12 protein-coding genes are annotated in these 16,223 nt (G+C 45.2%); 9 read left to right on the top strand and 3 right to left on the bottom strand.

The features are described 5' to 3' along the window. Complete coding sequence (gene recN / locus FJQ87_RS15170; protein WP_140933327.1) at positions 1–1,659, bottom strand: DNA repair protein RecN; 1,659 nt, start codon at positions 1,657–1,659, stop codon at positions 1–3. Between the two features lie 211 nt (positions 1,660–1,870). Between recN and FJQ87_RS15165 the strand changes: the two genes are divergently transcribed. After that, on the top strand, positions 1,871–2,773 hold the full coding sequence (locus tag FJQ87_RS15165; protein WP_140933326.1) for a LysR family transcriptional regulator: 903 nt from the start codon (positions 1,871–1,873) through the stop codon (positions 2,771–2,773). A gap of 302 nt (positions 2,774–3,075) precedes the next feature. Here FJQ87_RS15165 and FJQ87_RS15160 read toward each other — a convergent pair whose 3' ends face one another. Together FJQ87_RS15160 and barA are read right to left on the bottom strand one after the other, a co-directional pair. Then, positions 3,076–3,696: a YjaG family protein gene (locus FJQ87_RS15160; protein WP_140933325.1), complete on the bottom strand. Its 621-nt coding sequence runs from the start codon at positions 3,694–3,696 to the stop codon at positions 3,076–3,078. After that, a complete protein-coding gene (barA, locus tag FJQ87_RS15155; protein ID WP_140933324.1) occupies positions 3,686–6,652 on the bottom strand; it encodes a two-component sensor histidine kinase BarA in 2,967 nt (988 codons plus the stop codon). Before barA ends, FJQ87_RS15160 begins: the two co-directional genes overlap by 11 nt. Positions 6,653–6,748: 96 nt before the next feature. Between barA and rlmD the strand changes: the two genes are divergently transcribed. The 8 genes from rlmD (at position 6,749) to ispF (ending at position 16,206) form a co-directional block, all read left to right on the top strand. Continuing rightward, the gene (rlmD, locus tag FJQ87_RS15150; RefSeq protein WP_140933323.1) at positions 6,749–8,083 is read left to right on the top strand and encodes a 23S rRNA (uracil(1939)-C(5))-methyltransferase RlmD; all 1,335 of its coding nucleotides are present in this window, start codon (positions 6,749–6,751) and stop codon (positions 8,081–8,083) included. 162 nt (positions 8,084–8,245) lie between these two features. After that, the gene (gene relA / locus FJQ87_RS15145) at positions 8,246–10,453 is read left to right on the top strand and encodes a GTP diphosphokinase (RefSeq protein WP_140933322.1); all 2,208 of its coding nucleotides are present in this window, start codon (positions 8,246–8,248) and stop codon (positions 10,451–10,453) included. Positions 10,454–10,490: 37 nt separating this feature from the next. Beyond that, positions 10,491–11,303, top strand: a complete 813-nt coding sequence (gene mazG / locus FJQ87_RS15140; protein WP_140933321.1) for a nucleoside triphosphate pyrophosphohydrolase — start codon at positions 10,491–10,493, stop codon at positions 11,301–11,303. Positions 11,304–11,419: 116 nt separating this feature from the next. After that, positions 11,420–13,060 (top strand): CTP synthase, encoded by a 1,641-nt coding sequence (locus tag FJQ87_RS15135; RefSeq protein WP_140933320.1) that lies wholly within the window; start codon positions 11,420–11,422, stop codon positions 13,058–13,060. A 211-nt stretch (positions 13,061–13,271) separates the two neighbouring features. Next, positions 13,272–14,567: a phosphopyruvate hydratase gene (eno, locus tag FJQ87_RS15130; protein ID WP_140933319.1), complete on the top strand. Its 1,296-nt coding sequence runs from the start codon at positions 13,272–13,274 to the stop codon at positions 14,565–14,567. A 96-nt stretch (positions 14,568–14,663) separates the two neighbouring features. Beyond that, positions 14,664–14,948 carry a cell division protein FtsB gene (ftsB, locus tag FJQ87_RS15125; protein WP_140933318.1) on the top strand — a complete coding sequence of 95 codons (285 nt, stop codon included), beginning with the start codon at positions 14,664–14,666 and terminating at the stop codon, positions 14,946–14,948. Positions 14,949–14,975: 27 nt separating this feature from the next. Continuing rightward, a complete protein-coding gene (gene ispD / locus FJQ87_RS15120; RefSeq protein ID WP_140933317.1) occupies positions 14,976–15,698 on the top strand; it encodes a 2-C-methyl-D-erythritol 4-phosphate cytidylyltransferase in 723 nt (240 codons plus the stop codon). A gap of 16 nt (positions 15,699–15,714) precedes the next feature. Then, the gene (gene ispF, locus FJQ87_RS15115) at positions 15,715–16,206 is read left to right on the top strand and encodes a 2-C-methyl-D-erythritol 2,4-cyclodiphosphate synthase (protein ID WP_140934150.1); all 492 of its coding nucleotides are present in this window, start codon (positions 15,715–15,717) and stop codon (positions 16,204–16,206) included. The last annotated feature ends 17 nt before the right edge of the window (positions 16,207–16,223 follow it).

The following is a 16,223-nucleotide window of genomic DNA, read 5'->3' as shown; positions in this document are numbered from 1 at the left end:
TTATTGCAGTAATTCCTTAGCATTAGCTAAGGTGTTTGCTGTGATGGTATCACCGCCCAGTAGGCGCGCCAGTTCAGAAATTCGTTGCTCTTGATTGAGCGGTTTCATCGTAGTTTCTGTTTGGCCGCCTTTATTGGTTTTATCAACAAACATATGTTGATGACCATTACCGGCAACTTGTGGCAAGTGAGTGACGCACAATACTTGAGTCGATTGCCCTAATTGGCGCAGCATTCTACCCACCACAGCAGCGGTTGAGCCTGAAATCCCGACATCCACTTCATCAAATATCAAGGTCGGAGTGGCTACTTTGCGCGCGGTAATTACCTGAATACCTAGACCAATCCGCGATAATTCGCCGCCAGACGCCACTTTTGCCAGTGCTTGCAAAGGTTGGCCTGGGTTAGTCGTCACTTGAAACTCAACATTGTCACAGCCTAAGGTTGATATGGTTTGCTCGTTGAAGTTAACTTCAATCACAAACTTGGCTTTTGGCATATTCAATTGTTGAATCGATTGGCACACCAGCTTTTCTAGTTCTTTGGCGTGGCGAGTGCGGCTTTGATTTAGTTTTTTTGCTTGCTCAAGATAATGGCTGCGTTTAGCGGCCAATACTTGTTCTAACTCAGTTAAGGCTTGATCGTCAGAATCAATAGTCGCAAGTTCAGTCACTAACTCTTGGTGGCGCTCAAACAATAACTCAGGCATGACTAAATGCTTTCTCGCCAATTGCATACACAAGGTTAATCGTGCTTCTAATTCGGCGAAATGTTCAGGGTCGAGCTCAAGCTTTGATTGAAAATGATTGAGCTCATTAGCGCTTTCTTGAATGGTAATTAGCGCTTCGTTCAACATAGTGCAGACATTAGCAAGCACAGGGTCAAACTCACTGATCTCATCGGTTAAATTAATCACCTTATTAAGCAATTGCTCAATAGTGGCATCGTCACTGTCTTGGATGAGTTGCAAACTATGCTGACAATTATCAATTAACGCCGAGCCATTAGCTAAGCGCTTATGCTCAGATTCAATTTCCTGAAATTCACCGGCTTGCAGGTTAAATTCATCCAGCTCTTGCACTTGGTATTGCAGTAATTGGCGGCGCGCCAGTCGTTCGTTGCTACTTAAGGTTAAGCGCTTTAGCTCAGCCTCACTTTGACGCACTTGCTGATAAGCATTGATGACAGCTTCTTGTAAGAACTTGTGGTTCGCGTAGCTATCAAGCAAGGCTAGTTGCTGATCGGACTTAAGCATGGCGTGATGGGCATGTTGACCATGAATACCCACCAGCAATTGTCCAAGCGCCTTAAGCTGGGCTAAAGGAACAGGATTGCCATTGATGTAGGCACGACTGCGGCCTTCAGTGGTAATAATGCGGCGTAAAATACATTCAGTGTCGAGTTCGAGATCGTTGTCTTCCAGCCAGCGCTGCGCCGCAGGAACGTCGCTTAAACTAAAGCGTGCACTCACCTCGGCTTTGTCGCACCCAGGTCGAACGCTTGAGGCGTCGGCGCGATTACCTAAGCATAAACCTAGCGCATCAATAGCGATGGACTTACCTGCTCCTGTTTCACCAGTGATACTGGTCATACCGGCGCTGAAGTCTAATTCCAAAAAACGGACAATGGCAAAATTGTGAATGCTAATTTGGCTGAGCATAGTGAATTCCTGTCACTGACTAAACACTGTATTGATACACAGTATATACTGATTTTATATACAGTAAATACCATCCCGAATAATTTACATTTAATTAGCATGGCAAGCGTGATTAATTAGGCTGCATGTAAAAGACTAATGCTAACAGCATCATATATTTATCTCAGGTAGGCTGGTAGAATTTTACCACTTTCCTCTAAGGTTAAATGTCATGCGCGAACTCGGTGGTGCTGATTTACATCTAGTGTATTTATTTGTTCACCTAGTGAATGCTGGCAGTTTCTCGCAAGTGGCGAAAGAATTGTCTATGCCGATAGCCACTGTGAGTCGCCAATTGGCCAAGCTTGAGGCCATTTTAGATCAGCAGCTATTAATGCGCAGCACCCGAAAATTTAGGTTAACCGAGGAGGGCTTGGCAGTATTTCAGCGCTATCAAGCTGTGATAAATCAGTTTGATGAATTAAGTGACGGCGGCATAGATAAACCTGAGGGCACCTTGCGCATAGCAGCGCCGATTTCGATTATCTCTATGGTGCTGCTTAATGCCTTAAATGATTTTTGTGACCTTTACCCTGATATTCGCTTGCACATAGCTCAGTCAAATCAAGAAGTGGATTTGATTGATAAGGCGGTTGATATTGCCATTGTTGGCGGCGCGCAGCCCGATTCCTCTTGGGTTGCGACGACTCTTGGGGTGCTCGATTATTGTTTAATGGCATCGCCGCGCTACCTAGAACACAATGAGTTAATCGAGCATCCTGCGCAGCTGCGCCAGCACAGATTAATTAAGGTGTGGCCGCTATTTAATTGGTCATTAAGTCATGGCAGTGGCGAGCGCTTTTATTATGATGGCCCGGCGCGCTTAACCTTGATGGACTTACATGGCGCCATTAAAGCGGCGGCTGCAGGTGGCGGCGTGTTATACGGCCCAGAGTTATTTGCTAAAGATGAGTTTGCCAGTGGCGCTTTAGTTAAAGTCTTGCCTAAGTGGGCAGGGGAGCAACGGCGTATTGCCATGCTCTATCATCAGCGTAGTCAGCAGCCATTAAAAGTGAAATTGTTTCTCGCCTTTATGCAGGCGCGCGCGCCGGAACTGTTTGATATGGCAAGTTAAGCGTAAGCCAAATAGTATAAAAACCATTTGTTTTCGTGCCTATTTAGTATTGGTTTTATTGGTCATTATTGGTGTTTTAGTGATGACGACTTAATTTAGCGCGGTATCGAACTTGCTAGTGATGGCTTCAGATGGCTTCGTGATAGCTTTGGTGTGAAGAGAAGTCTAGGGGGCTACTGTGTTGTCAGCACTTAGTTAACTAGCTGATAGTCTGTGGTGTTAAATTGATATCCTATTCCCAAGTGCAATGCCTGCTTGGGAATAGGTCACATAGCTGATGCTTTGTGCTTTGAACGTTAGCGTTATGCGTCTGGTTCAGCTGAAATGCCGATGTTAGACACGCCAGATTCGACTAACTCTTTACGCAGCGATTTAATAAATTCAGCTTTTGCGTAAGGCTCTTTTTCTATGATATCGAGCAAGTTTGATTGCAGCTCACGCTCTTCAACCATCACTTCATGATTGAAAATTAAGTCATCAAGTTCTGATTCTTTAATGCTGTCACTGACAGTGTCAGCAATGCAGGCTTCGATATAGTTAGCCACAGTGCTTGAAGATAATTTTGAAATATTGACCATATCTTCTTCATCTTGCGATTGAATACCGCTAAGCAAAGAAATTACCGCTGATACCGCATCTTGCGCTGGATAAACACCATACATATCAAAGTCACTGGCATCAGGAACTATGTTTTCCAGACGATCGATATACATCTCTATGTTGAGTTTTAATTTCTTGTCGTACTGACCTTGCCACAATAAATTGAGTGTGGTGTCTAATACTTTGGCATCGCCAAACTCAGTCACTTCAGAAAATAATTGATAATTTGGATACATGCGTTGGCAAAGTGCCAACGCAAATAACTGCTTTTGTGCTGTATTAAGAGCTTTTAAGCGTTTGAAGAAGCCCACTTTATTGGTCATCTAGTGAATCCGCCGATAACTGAGATAATAGATATTTTATGGCAGATTCTACCTTAGTTAGCTCGTCAAGTAACTCAAGTATTTCAGGTTCCAATTCATATATTGGCGTATTGTGCTTAAGCCCTGACTCTATTTGATAGCACAAAGCTTTGGTGTGGGTGACGCCGCAATAGCAACAGGCACCATGCAATTTATGAATCACAGATAAAAGTATTGGGTGATCGTCACTCTCGAGCGCGTGATTTATTTGCGCGGCCGTGGCCGGCAAGCTATCAAGCATCATGCTCAGCATTTCTTGCGCTAATGCTGGCTTATGATTGGCTTGGCTTAGGCACAAGTGCCAATCGAGCACCTTAGGATTAGGCGTGCTCAAGTTATTGGCAGTTAATTCACTCTCTTCATTAGCACCAACCTTATTCATGCCAATGTCACTCACATCAGGTTCACTTATGTTTGGCGCCCATTCATTAATGGTGTGCTTGAGCGCCTGTTCATCCAGAGGTTTTGATAAGTAAGCGTCCATACCGCAGCCAATAATGCGCTGCCTTTCTTCGGCAATGGCGTGGGCGGTAACTGCAATAATAGGCGTGTGTTGATTTAGCGAATGGTCACGAATTTCTTGTGTCGCTTTAATGCCATCAATATCTGGCATTTGAATATCCATAAATATCAGGTCATATTTATTTTTTCGAGCAAGGGTAATGGCACTATCACCTCTATGAGTGGTGGTGACATCGCTGACCAACTCATCGAGCAAACTGCGAATGAGCTTAAGGTTGGCAAGATTATCATCAACCGCTAACACTTTAATTGGGCGCAACTCTTTGGCGGAATCAGGCTCAGTTGTGAGTGGCGCGGCCTTGGCTGACATGTGAGTCAATGGCGCTGCATTAACAGCTTTGGCTACGTCATTTTGCGGTAACAGGTTCGCTTTTTGCTCTAAACTCGGGCTAATTGGGGCCGTGAGTAAGCGCGCTAATAAATTCTCATGAATGGGTACCACTAAAACGGCATGCACGCGGTGAGCGATATCATCATTAATTAAATTAGGGTCTTTGGCATCATTGATAAGTAAAACTTGTAAACCTTGTTGATTAGCATGATCAATAAGCTTTGATAACTCATCGTAACTAATATCACGGCAACTGAGCAGCAGCGCATCGCCTGCGCGGGCAGTGTTAATCTGCTCTGTGAGTTCATACAGGCTCATGACACGTTTAACGGCTACTTGCCAGTGTTGGCAATGGCCTATGATGACATCGGCAGTGAGTTCTCGTGGTTCATAAAGTAATACTAACTTATCAACTAATTGAGTTAATGGTTGATGGTCGTTATAGGAAATATCGCTGCGCATTAATGGCAAGACAAACCAGAAGCTTGAGCCTTGACTGGGCTCTGAGCTAAAGCCAATTTGTCCGCCCATTTGCTTAATTAGGCGCTTAGTAATGATTAATCCAAGGCCGGTGCCACCAAAGCGGCGTGAAATGGATGAGTCCGCCTGAGCGAAGGCCTGAAACAGGATTTCTTGCTGGCTCTTGTTAATGCCTATACCAGTATCGATAACTTCGCAGCGTAAACTCAGTTTGTCTTGGTTTTGACTGATTTGACGCACTTTTAAAATCACATGGCCATTATCAGTAAACTTGATGGCATTGCCCACTAGATTGGTGATGATTTGACCGACACGTATGCCATCACCGGTAATGTTATCTGGAACATCGGCCGCGACATCGACCACTAGCTCTAAACCTTTTTCTCGAGCGTTGCCAGCCAACAAATTAAGGGTATCGTTGAGCATGTCCCTAAAGCCAAATGGCATGTTTTCCAGTACCATTTTGCCAGCTTCAAGTTTAGATAAATCAAGAATATCGTTGATGATATTAAGTAATGTCAGGGCGCTGCGCTCTATGGTACGCACATAATCTTGCTGGCCACTTTGTAGCGGCGTTTTCATGAGTTGCCGCGAAAAACCTATCACACCATTAAGGGGCGTGCGTAATTCATGGGACATGTTAGTTAAGAATTCAGACTTAATCCGGCTGGCTTCGAGCGCGCGCTTTTTGGCTAAATCGAGCTCAACGTTCTGGATTTCAATCTGCTCTAAGGTTTCGCGTAAATCAGAGGTCGCTTGGTCAATATTCTGCTGCATTTCATTGTGATATTCCTGCAAAGAACTGGCCATGGCATTAATACCGCGTTTCAATAAATCAAGCTCGCCAATGAGGTTGCCTTGCAAGCGGGTATCAAGTTTACCTTCACGGATTTTAGCTACCACCCGTACCATTTCAGTAATGGGCTGAGTCACGTTTTTGACCAATCTAAAGGTAAACAATAAATTAAATTGCACCCCAAGCAGCACTATGATGAAGGCTGCTACGGCGGCTCTGTGTTGCTCTAGTAAGGCTTGCTCTTTATTCACCACCATGGCCACATAGCCTAAATGGTGCTGACCACGTAAATAGTTATTTTTTAAAGGAAATGGCTTGAGATGGTGGTATTGGCTGGCTTCTTTAAAGGCGATGTCCGAGGTAAAAATGGGCGTGCGCAAGATAAGGGTATCGCCCAGACTTTCACTTTGAGTCGCGAGCAATTGCTCTAATGGCTGACTGGTGCGCAGCACTTCAAAATCTTTGGTGTAATTGGAGGTAATAAATAAATTATTTTGCTGATCAAAAATCGCAATGGATTTAATTAGTCCCGCTTGGCTTAGCTGGGTGGCGGCCAATAAACGTTTACTACTTTCACGATTACTGGACAGTAATCCGAGTTCGCTGGCAATAGCGAGTGGCTCAATCACATTACGACTTTGAGCGATAAGGCTAGATTCAAGCTCGTAGAAGCGATTTATGGTAAAGTAGCTTCCCAATAAAATGCCCACCAAGACGGTCGGGGCTAATGCGAGCACCAATACCCAGGAGCGTAAGCTGTATTTGGTCATATTGTTGCTGTTGTTCATGGGTAATTAGATATTTTAAAGAGTAGACGACACAGTCCAAATAGACTGCCAGATAGTCGCCCTACTCACCAGTAATTTTATGATTTTGAGAGCAAAATGGCGCAATTTTTTAAACCAAAAGCAAATCAACAAAAGCGATTATCTCCTAAATTGGTGCTTAATGTTACCGATATGGATCACTTAGGTGCGGGCATGGCATCGCACCAAGGTAAGATAGTGTTTATTCCTGGAGCACTTGCGGGTGAAACTATCACAGCGCAATTGGTCGAGCAGAAAAAATCCTATGCCAAGGCCAAACTCATTAGCATTGGTAGCCCATCACCATTACGAGTCGAGCCTGAATGTCCGTTTTATCAGCAGTGTGGTGGCTGTGATTTGCAACATGTGGGCATTGAAAGTCAGCGCCAATTTAAAAACGATGCCTTAGCCAATCGCTTGCAGCGCCTTGCGCCTAACGTCAGCGCGGTCGATGCCATTGAATCACAAGCGTGGCATTATCGCCGCCGCGCTCGTTTAGCCACTAGCTTTGATAAGCAATCAGGCCATTTAACTTTAGGGTTTCGTGCCAAAGCCAGCAATCAAGTGGTCGCCATTAGTGACTGCCAAGTGTTGGCGTTGCCGTTAAGTGTATTGATTACGCCTTTAGCTAAGCTGCTAAATCGCTCAAAACTCAAATCTGGCTTAGGGCATGTGGAACTTATTGATGTCGAGCAAGGTCAATTCGTGGTGCTTAGGGTCACTAAAGCCGTGAGCGATAAAGACAAGCTTGCGTTAGCGCAATTTGCCACTGAGCGAAATGTGCAAATATTGCTGCAAGACAATGAAGGCCAGAGCCTTGATTTACAAGGGCAGGCGAGTCAGCCGCATTACTGCTTGGGTGATGGCACTGAACTTGCTTTTATGCCGGGTAATTTCATTCAAGTGAATGCCAAGGTTAACCAAGCTATGGTAGCGCAAGCGCTGCAATGGTTAGAGCCTAAAGCGCAAGAGCGTATTTTAGATTTATTCTGTGGTGTCGGTAATTTCAGTCTTGCTCTTGCGAAAACGGGCGCTGAAGTGATTGGCGTCGAAGGTGTGCCCGCTATGGTGGCGCAAGCGAGCGCCAATGCCAAAGCGGCGGGGTTAACCAATTTATCCTTCTTCCATGGTGATTTGAGCGCAGATCTGTCCCATGAGCCTTGGTTAGGCAAGATAGATAAATTGTTACTCGACCCAGCTCGCGCTGGAGCTTATGAGAGTTTGCAGTGGCTTAAGCTCATGCAGCCGCAAAAAGTCGTGTATGTGTCGTGCGATCCCGCAAGCTTAGCCCGTGATAGCCAGTTGTTACTGGATAGTGGTTATGCGTTAGTCAAGTTTGGGATGCTAGATATGTTCCCGCAAACTCATCACATAGAAGCTATGGCATTATTTGAACTGAAACAGTCCAAATAATCAGCGCTGTTGTTGGTTTTTTGTTGGTTTTGAGGCGGTTTGCGATAAAAAGTCGCTGACTATTGCTTCAGGGTTTGACAACTTGGCCACATTCTTCAATATAGTGGCCTAAATGCTGTGGGCGCAGGTTCGCGCGCCGTTTTATGGATTAAGGAATACACTATGGTCTCTGTACGTGAAGCACACTTTTATGATCCTGACTTTCAATTGGATGAGTGGGTAAGTCGCTACGTGACTGATAGTGATGATGCGCAGACGTTACTGACGCTTATTCAATCCATAGACAAGTTACCAGTGCCGAATGCTGAAAAAGTAAAACCGCTGTGGCAGCGGGCGCGCGAATTAGTTGAAATTCTCGCGCCGCTCAATATGGACATAGAAACCTTACAAGCCGCCATTTTGTTTGAAGTCAATCAAGCGCAGATGTTAAGCCTTGATGCGATTCGCGAGCAGTTCGGCAATTCATTGGCTAATTTGGTGGCGAGCGTTATCACTATGGATGCCATAGGTAGCTTGCAAGGTGGGCGCGATAATCGCACCAATGAAAGCCAAATTGATAATATCCGCCGGATGTTATTGGCCATGGTCGAAGATGTGCGCGCTGTGGTGATTAAATTAGCTGAGCGCATTTGTTTGCTGCGGGCAGTTAAAAATGAAGATGAAGAAACGCGTGTATTGCTGGCCCGTGAAATTGCCGATATTTACGCGCCGCTAGCTAATCGCCTTGGAATTGGTCAGCTTAAATGGGAACTGGAAGACATTTCATTTCGCTACCTGCATCCTGAAACCTACAAAGAAATTGCCAAACAGCTCGATGGGAAACGTCTTGATAGAGAAGTCTTTATCGACAATTTCGTTGAAACTTTGCAGCTACGCCTCGATAACGATGATATTCGCGCCAAAGTCTATGGCCGGCCAAAACACATCTATAGTATTTGGCGCAAAATGCGCGGCAAAGATTTGAAATTTGATGAATTGTTTGACGTCAGAGCCGTGCGCATAGTGACAGAGCGCCTGCAAGATTGCTACGGCGCCTTAGGCGTTGTCCATACCTTATGGCACCACATTCCCCGTGAGTTTGATGACTATGTGGCAAACCCTAAGCCAAATGGTTATCAGTCGATTCATACGGTGGTGGTGGGGCCTGAAGGCAAAACCGTTGAAATTCAAATTCGTACCCAACAAATGCATGAAGATGCTGAGCTTGGGGTGGCTGCCCATTGGAAATATAAAGAAGGTGGCGCCAGCGGCAAGCAAAGCGGCTATGAAGAGAAGATTAACTGGCTGCGTAAAATTTTGCAGTGGCAAGAAGATGTGGCCGAAAGCGGCAATCTAGTGGATGAAATTCGCAGCCAAGTGTTTGAAGACAGAGTGTACGTCTTTACGCCCAGCGGTGAAGTTGTCGACCTGCCACAAGGCTCAACCGTGTTAGATTTTGCCTATTACATCCACTCTCATGTGGGGCATAAGTGTATTGGCGCTAAGGTAGATGGCCGCATAGTGCCCTTTACTCATCAGGTCGAAACTGGTGAGCGCATTGAAATTATTACCTCAAAGCATCCCAATCCTAAGCGCGATTGGCTTAACCCTAACCTTGGCTATATTAGAACGTCGCGCGCGCGCTCTAAAATTCAGCACTGGTTTAAGCAGCAAGATAGAGATAAAAATCTCGCGGCAGGGCGCGAAATGCTTGAGCATGAATTATCGCGCATAGGTCTCAGCCTCAAAGACGGTAATTGCGCCTTTGAGCGCTTTAATATGAGTACTATGGATGATCTGTTGGCTGCCATAGGCGGCGGTGATATTCGCCTCAACCAAGTGGTTAATCATATTCAAAGCCGTAAGCGCTTGGATGAGAAAACCGATACTGATGCGCTTAATGAACTGCTGAAGAAAAATCAAAACAAACCTGTGCGCAGTAATCGCGATCAGGTTGAAGTTAATGGCGTTGGTAACTTACTGAGCCATATTGCTCAGTGCTGCCAGCCAGTACCGGGCGATGACATTTTAGGTTTTATTACTAAAGGGCGCGGCATATCGGTTCACCGTGAAGATTGTGAACAAGTCAAAGAGCTGATGCGCCAGCACCCACAGCGCACTGTCGAAGTGGTGTGGGGCGAAAATTATTCGGGCGGTTATCAAGCCAGAATTCGAGTGGTTGCCCATGATAGAACTGGTTTGCTGCGAGATTTAACCTCAGTGCTCGCCAGTGAAAAATCCAATGTCTTGGCCATGAATTCCAATTCAGACACTAAAAACCAGACAGCCACCATAGAAATGCAAATGGAAATGTATAACCTTGAGGCGCTTTCTAAAGTGTTAGCCAAGCTCGGCCAAGTGGCGGGCGTGATTGAAGCTCGTCGCTGTTAATTAGTAGTAAGCAATATTAGTCGTTAAGGAAGTCCCCATGCCAACTAGCCATGATATGCAGCAACTCCTCGCCATTATGGCTAAGTTAAGAAACCCAAGCACAGGTTGTGCTTGGGATTTGGCGCAAACCTATCAAAGTTTACTGCCTTTTACCCTAGACGAAGCCTATGAAGTGGCTGACACCATAGAGCGGATGGAGTTAACCCAATTACCTGATGAATTAGGTGATTTGCTCTATCAAGTGGTGTTTTATTGTCAATTAGGTAAAGAGCAGGGCTTATTTGATTTTGATACTGTGACTGAGCGAATTTGCCGCAAGTTGATTCGCCGCCACCCCCATGTGTTCGCCGATGCCATAGGTGCAACCAGCGCAGCGGCGGCCAAACACGATTGGGAACAAATTAAAATCGCTGAACGTCAGCAACAACAATTGTTGTCACAGCTGGATGATATTCCTAAAGCGCTCCCGCAATTGAAACGCGCTTTAAAAATTCAGCAGCGTGTGGCTCAAGTCGGTTTTGATTGGCCAGATCTTGAACCTGTGGTGGATAAAATTCATGAAGAAATTGCTGAAGTGCTGGCCGAAGTGCATGCCGAAAAAATTGAGCAAGCCAAAGTCATGGATGAAGTGGGAGACTTATTGTTTGCTGTGGTTAATTTAGCGCGCCACTTAAAGGTTGATCCTGAGCAAGCGCTGCAAGGCGCTAATGCCAAATTTGAGCAAAGATTTCGTTTAGTTGAGCAACAAGTGCAGCAATCAGAACGCAAAATTGAGCACCATAGCTTAGAAGAGCTTGAAAATTACTGGCAGCAGGCGAAAAGATATTTGGCATCACAAAGCTCGCAATAAAAGCGATTTTTTTACGCTAGAAGTTTGGCGTTTTAGCCAAACTTTGATAGACTACTGCCCCGTCCTGGTGCTCCCTTTCAAGCGCCTTTTTCCTATTCTTATTTCTCAGGTTCAGCATGACTACAAGGTATATCTTCGTTACAGGTGGTGTAGTTTCATCATTAGGTAAAGGCATTGCAGCCGCTTCTTTGGCAGCGATATTAGAGGCACGGGGCCTAAACGTAACCATAATGAAGCTGGATCCTTACATCAACGTCGATCCAGGTACTATGAGCCCAACTCAGCACGGCGAAGTATTCGTGACTGAAGATGGTGCAGAAACAGATCTGGACTTGGGTCACTATGAGCGTTTCATCCGTACTAAGATGAACCGTCGCAACAACTTCACTACTGGTCGTATTTATGAAGAAGTACTTCGTAAAGAGCGTCGTGGTGATTACCTGGGTGCCACCATTCAGATTATTCCTCACATCACTAATGCCATTAAAGAAAAAGTATTAGCCGGTGGTGAAGGGCATGATGTTGCTATCGTTGAGATTGGCGGCACGGTTGGTGATATCGAGTCACTGCCATTCTTAGAATCAATCCGTCAGTTAGCGGTTGAGCTGGGTCGTGAGCGTAGCTTATTTATGCATTTGACTCTGGTGCCATTTATTGGCCCAGCGCAAGAAGTGAAAACTAAGCCGACTCAACACTCAGTAAAAGAACTGCGTTCAATCGGTATTGCTCCGGATATTTTAGTATGTCGCGGCGATCGCGCTGTGCCTGCTACTGAGCGTGCTAAGATTTCGCTGTTCTGTAACGTTGAAGAGAAAGCGGTTATTTCTCTGCGCGATGTTGATAGCATTTACAAAATTCCAGCCCTGCTACGCTCGCAAGGCTTAGATGAAATTGTGGTGCGTCGCTTCCATTTAGATTGCCCAGAAGCGGATTTGTCTGAGTGGGAAAACGTTATTTATCAAGAAGCCAATCCAAATGCCGAAGTAACTATTGGTATGGTAGGTAAATATATTGAATTGCCAGACGCTTATAAGTCTGTCAATGAAGCATTAAAGCATGCGGGTCTTAAGAACCGCGTGACAGTAAACATTAAGTACATAGATTCACAAACTGTTGAAGCCAAAGGCGCAGATGAGATGCTGGCTGGTTTAGACGGTATCTTAGTACCAGGCGGTTTCGGCGAGCGTGGCATTGAAGGTAAAATCATGGCGGCGAAATATGCCCGTGAGAATAACCTGCCATATTTTGGTATCTGTTTAGGTATGCAAGTTGCCTTGATTGAATTTGCCCGTAACGTTGCTGGTATGGAAAAAGCGCATTCAAGCGAATTTAACCGTAACTCTCCATTCCCTGTGGTTGGCTTAATCACAGAATGGATTGATGAAGACGGTAATATTGAGCAGCGCCATGAAGCTTCTGATTTAGGTGGCACCATGCGTTTAGGTGCACAGTTATGTCACTTGTTACCTGGCACTAAAGCCGCTGAAGCTTATGGCAGTGATACCTGTATCGAGCGTCATAGACATCGCTATGAAGTTAACAACAAGTATGTCGCTGAGCTTGAAAAAGCCGGCTTAGTATTTAGTGGTTTGTCTTCTGACCGTAAACTGGTTGAAATGATTGAGCTGCCAAATCATCCTTGGTTTGTGGCGGGTCAATTCCATCCAGAATTTACTTCGACACCGCGTGATGGTCATCCATTATTTGAAGGTTTCGTAGCCGCGTCAGCCGCTTATCAGAAGCGCCAAAACGACTAAGTTAACTCATAACAAACCGGCCTATTAAATGGCCGGTTTTTTTTGCTGTATTTTTCGGCATTCGATGCTAATTATCTGTTTATATGACTTGAAAAGCAGAACATCGCCCTAATATTGATTACACTAGGTAGCGAAAATATAAATCCATGAGCGCTTTATGGATTTATGTTTTTACTTTTACTTTTTATTTTTAATTTATGTTGAGGATTATATGGCGAAGATTATCAATGTGTTGGGTCGTGAAATCATGGACTCACGTGGTAACCCTACAGTTGAAGCAGAAGTTCATCTTGAAGGTGGCTTTATAGGTATGGCTGCAGCACCGTCTGGCGCCTCTACTGGTAGCCGTGAAGCGTTAGAATTACGCGATGGTGATAAAGCCCGTTATTTAGGCAAAGGTGTATTGCAAGCAGTTGCTAACATCAATGGTCCTATTCGCGCTGTCTTAGTTGGTCAAGATGCGACGGCTCAAGCCAACTTAGATCAGATAATGATCGATTTAGATGGTACTGAGAATAAAGACAAGTTAGGTGCCAATGCTATTTTGGCCGTATCGTTAGCGGCTGCTAAAGCGGCGGCTATGAGCAAAGGCATTCCATTATACGCCCACATCGCTGAACTGAATGGTACTCCAGGCCAGTACAGCATGCCTGTGCCTATGATGAACATCTTAAACGGTGGCGAACACGCTGATAACAACGTTGATATTCAAGAGTTCATGGTGCAGCCAGTTGGCGCTAAGAATTTCCGCGAAGCCTTACGCATGGGCGCTGAAATTTTTCATAACCTCAAGAAAGTATTGTCTGCCAAAGGCATGAGCACTTCTGTAGGTGACGAAGGTGGTTTTGCACCTAACTTAGCCTCTAACGCTGATGCATTAGCCATTATTAAAGAAGCTGTAGAAGCGGCCGGTTACCAATTGGGTACTGACGTGACTTTAGCACTGGATTGCGCTGCGTCTGAATTTTACAAAGAAGGCGAGTATAACTTAGCCGGTGAAGGTAAAATTTTCAGCGCCAATGAGTTCTCGGAATTCCTGAAAAGCTTAACTGAGCAATACCCAATCGCTTCAATTGAAGATGGCTTAGATGAGTCTGATTGGGATGGCTGGGCGTACCAGACCAAGATCATGGGCGATAAGATCCAATTAGTGGGTGATGATTTATTTGTTACCAACACTAAGATTTTAGATCGCGGCATTAAGAACAACATTGCTAACTCAATTCTGATTAAGTTTAACCAGATTGGTTCACTGACTGAAACCTTAGCTGCTATCCGTATGGCGAAAGAAGCAGGTTACACAGTAGTTATTTCTCATCGCAGCGGTGAAACTGAAGATGCCACTATTGCTGATTTAGCCGTAGGTACTGCTGCTGGCCAAATCAAGACTGGTTCACTGTGCCGCTCTGATCGTGTAGCTAAGTACAACCAGTTACTGCGCATTGAAGAGCAACTGGGCGAGAAAGCTCCTTATTTAGGCCGCGCCGAGATCAAAGGCAAAGCATAATCGTTAAATTTTTTCGTTAATATAAAAAAGGCCGCAACTATGCGGCCTTTTTGTTGTAAAATCAGCGCCACTTATACCTTAAAATCTTGAGCCAAGATGAAACGTTTTGTGTTGCTATTAGTGGTACTGCTAGCCATTTTACAATACCGATTATGGTTCGGTGATAATAACGTGCCGCAGTATTTTCAATTAGAACAACAAATTAAGACTCAACAAAACAGCAATGCCAAGCTGGTTGAGCGTAACGACATCTTGCGCGAAGAAATCAATGATTTACGCCGTGGTACTGGTGCGATTGAAGAGCGAGCTCGCAATGAGCTTGGTATGGTTAAAGATGGCGAAACCTTCTACCGTATTGTCGGCTCAACGGCGGCTAAATAATTATCAAGCGCTATTTGGAGATAATCCATGAGTCAAATCGAGTCTAGGCTGGGTGGGGTTGTTGCGGTAGTACCTGCGGCCGGGATTGGAAGTCGTATGGGAGCTGCTATGGCTAAACAGTATTTAGCTTTGGGTCAGCAAACCATATTGGCTCATACCTTAGATGCCTTGTTAGCTCATCCTGCCATAGAAAAAATAGTCGTGGCACTGCATCCTCAAGATGATCACTTTCAAGACTTAAGCCAAAGTCGTGACCCTAAAGTTGTGACTGTTATTGGCGGCGGCGAGCGCGCTGACTCAGTTTTAGCTGCGTTGCAATGGATAACGCAGCATTACCCGCAAGACAATAATATTTGGGCATTAGTGCATGATGCGGCCAGACCTTGCGTGCGGCGCGTGGATATCGATAATCTGTTAGATAGTCGCATTACGTTCCCGCAAGGCGCGATTTTAGCCGCGCCCGTGCGCGATACTATGAAACGCGCTAATAGCGATGGCACTATTAATACCACTGAGTGTCGTGAAGCCCTGTGGCATGCCTTAACTCCGCAGTTATTTAAGGCTGATGAATTAGCCAGTAATTTAGCGGCTGCGTTAGCGGCCAAGGTGGCGGTTACAGATGAAGCTTCAGCCATGGAGTGGGCGGGCATAGCCCCAGGTTTAGTGTCAGGTCATAGCGATAATATCAAGGTCACGCACCCAGATGATTTAGCATTAGCAGGCTTGTTGCTTAATAGCCAAGGGCGCTAATCCTTAAGGAGTAATGATGAAAATTCGTATTGGTCATGGCTTTGATGTCCATAAATTTGGCGCCGAGCGGCCATTAATCTTGTGCGGCGTGACTGTGCCCTATGACAGTGGCTTAATTGCCCATTCTGATGGCGATGTGGTCTTGCATGCCATTAGTGATGCCTTGTTAGGTGCCTTAGCCTTAGGTGATATCGGTAAGCATTTTCCTGATACCGACGCGCAATTTGCAGGCGCCGATAGTCGCGTACTCTTAAGACATTGCTACCAGCTAGTATTAGCCAAAGGGTTTGAGCTCGGTAATCTTGATGTCACAGTTATTGCGCAGGCGCCTAAGATGGCACCCCATATTGAAGCCATGCGTCACGTATTAGCAAAGGATTTGCTGACGGATATTGAGAATATCAATGTCAAAGCTACGACCACTGAAAAGTTAGGTTTTACCGGTCGTAAAGAAGGTATTGCAGTTGAGGCTGTGGTGCTAGTGAATTCTATTTCGAACATGGCCTAAGTGCCAGGAATCCCAAT

This window comes from Shewanella sp. SNU WT4, assembly GCF_006494715.1.
GTDB lineage: Bacteria > Pseudomonadota > Gammaproteobacteria > Enterobacterales > Shewanellaceae > Shewanella.
Note: the sequence above shows the minus strand (reverse complement) of the source record. Positions and strands in the feature narration are given on the sequence as shown.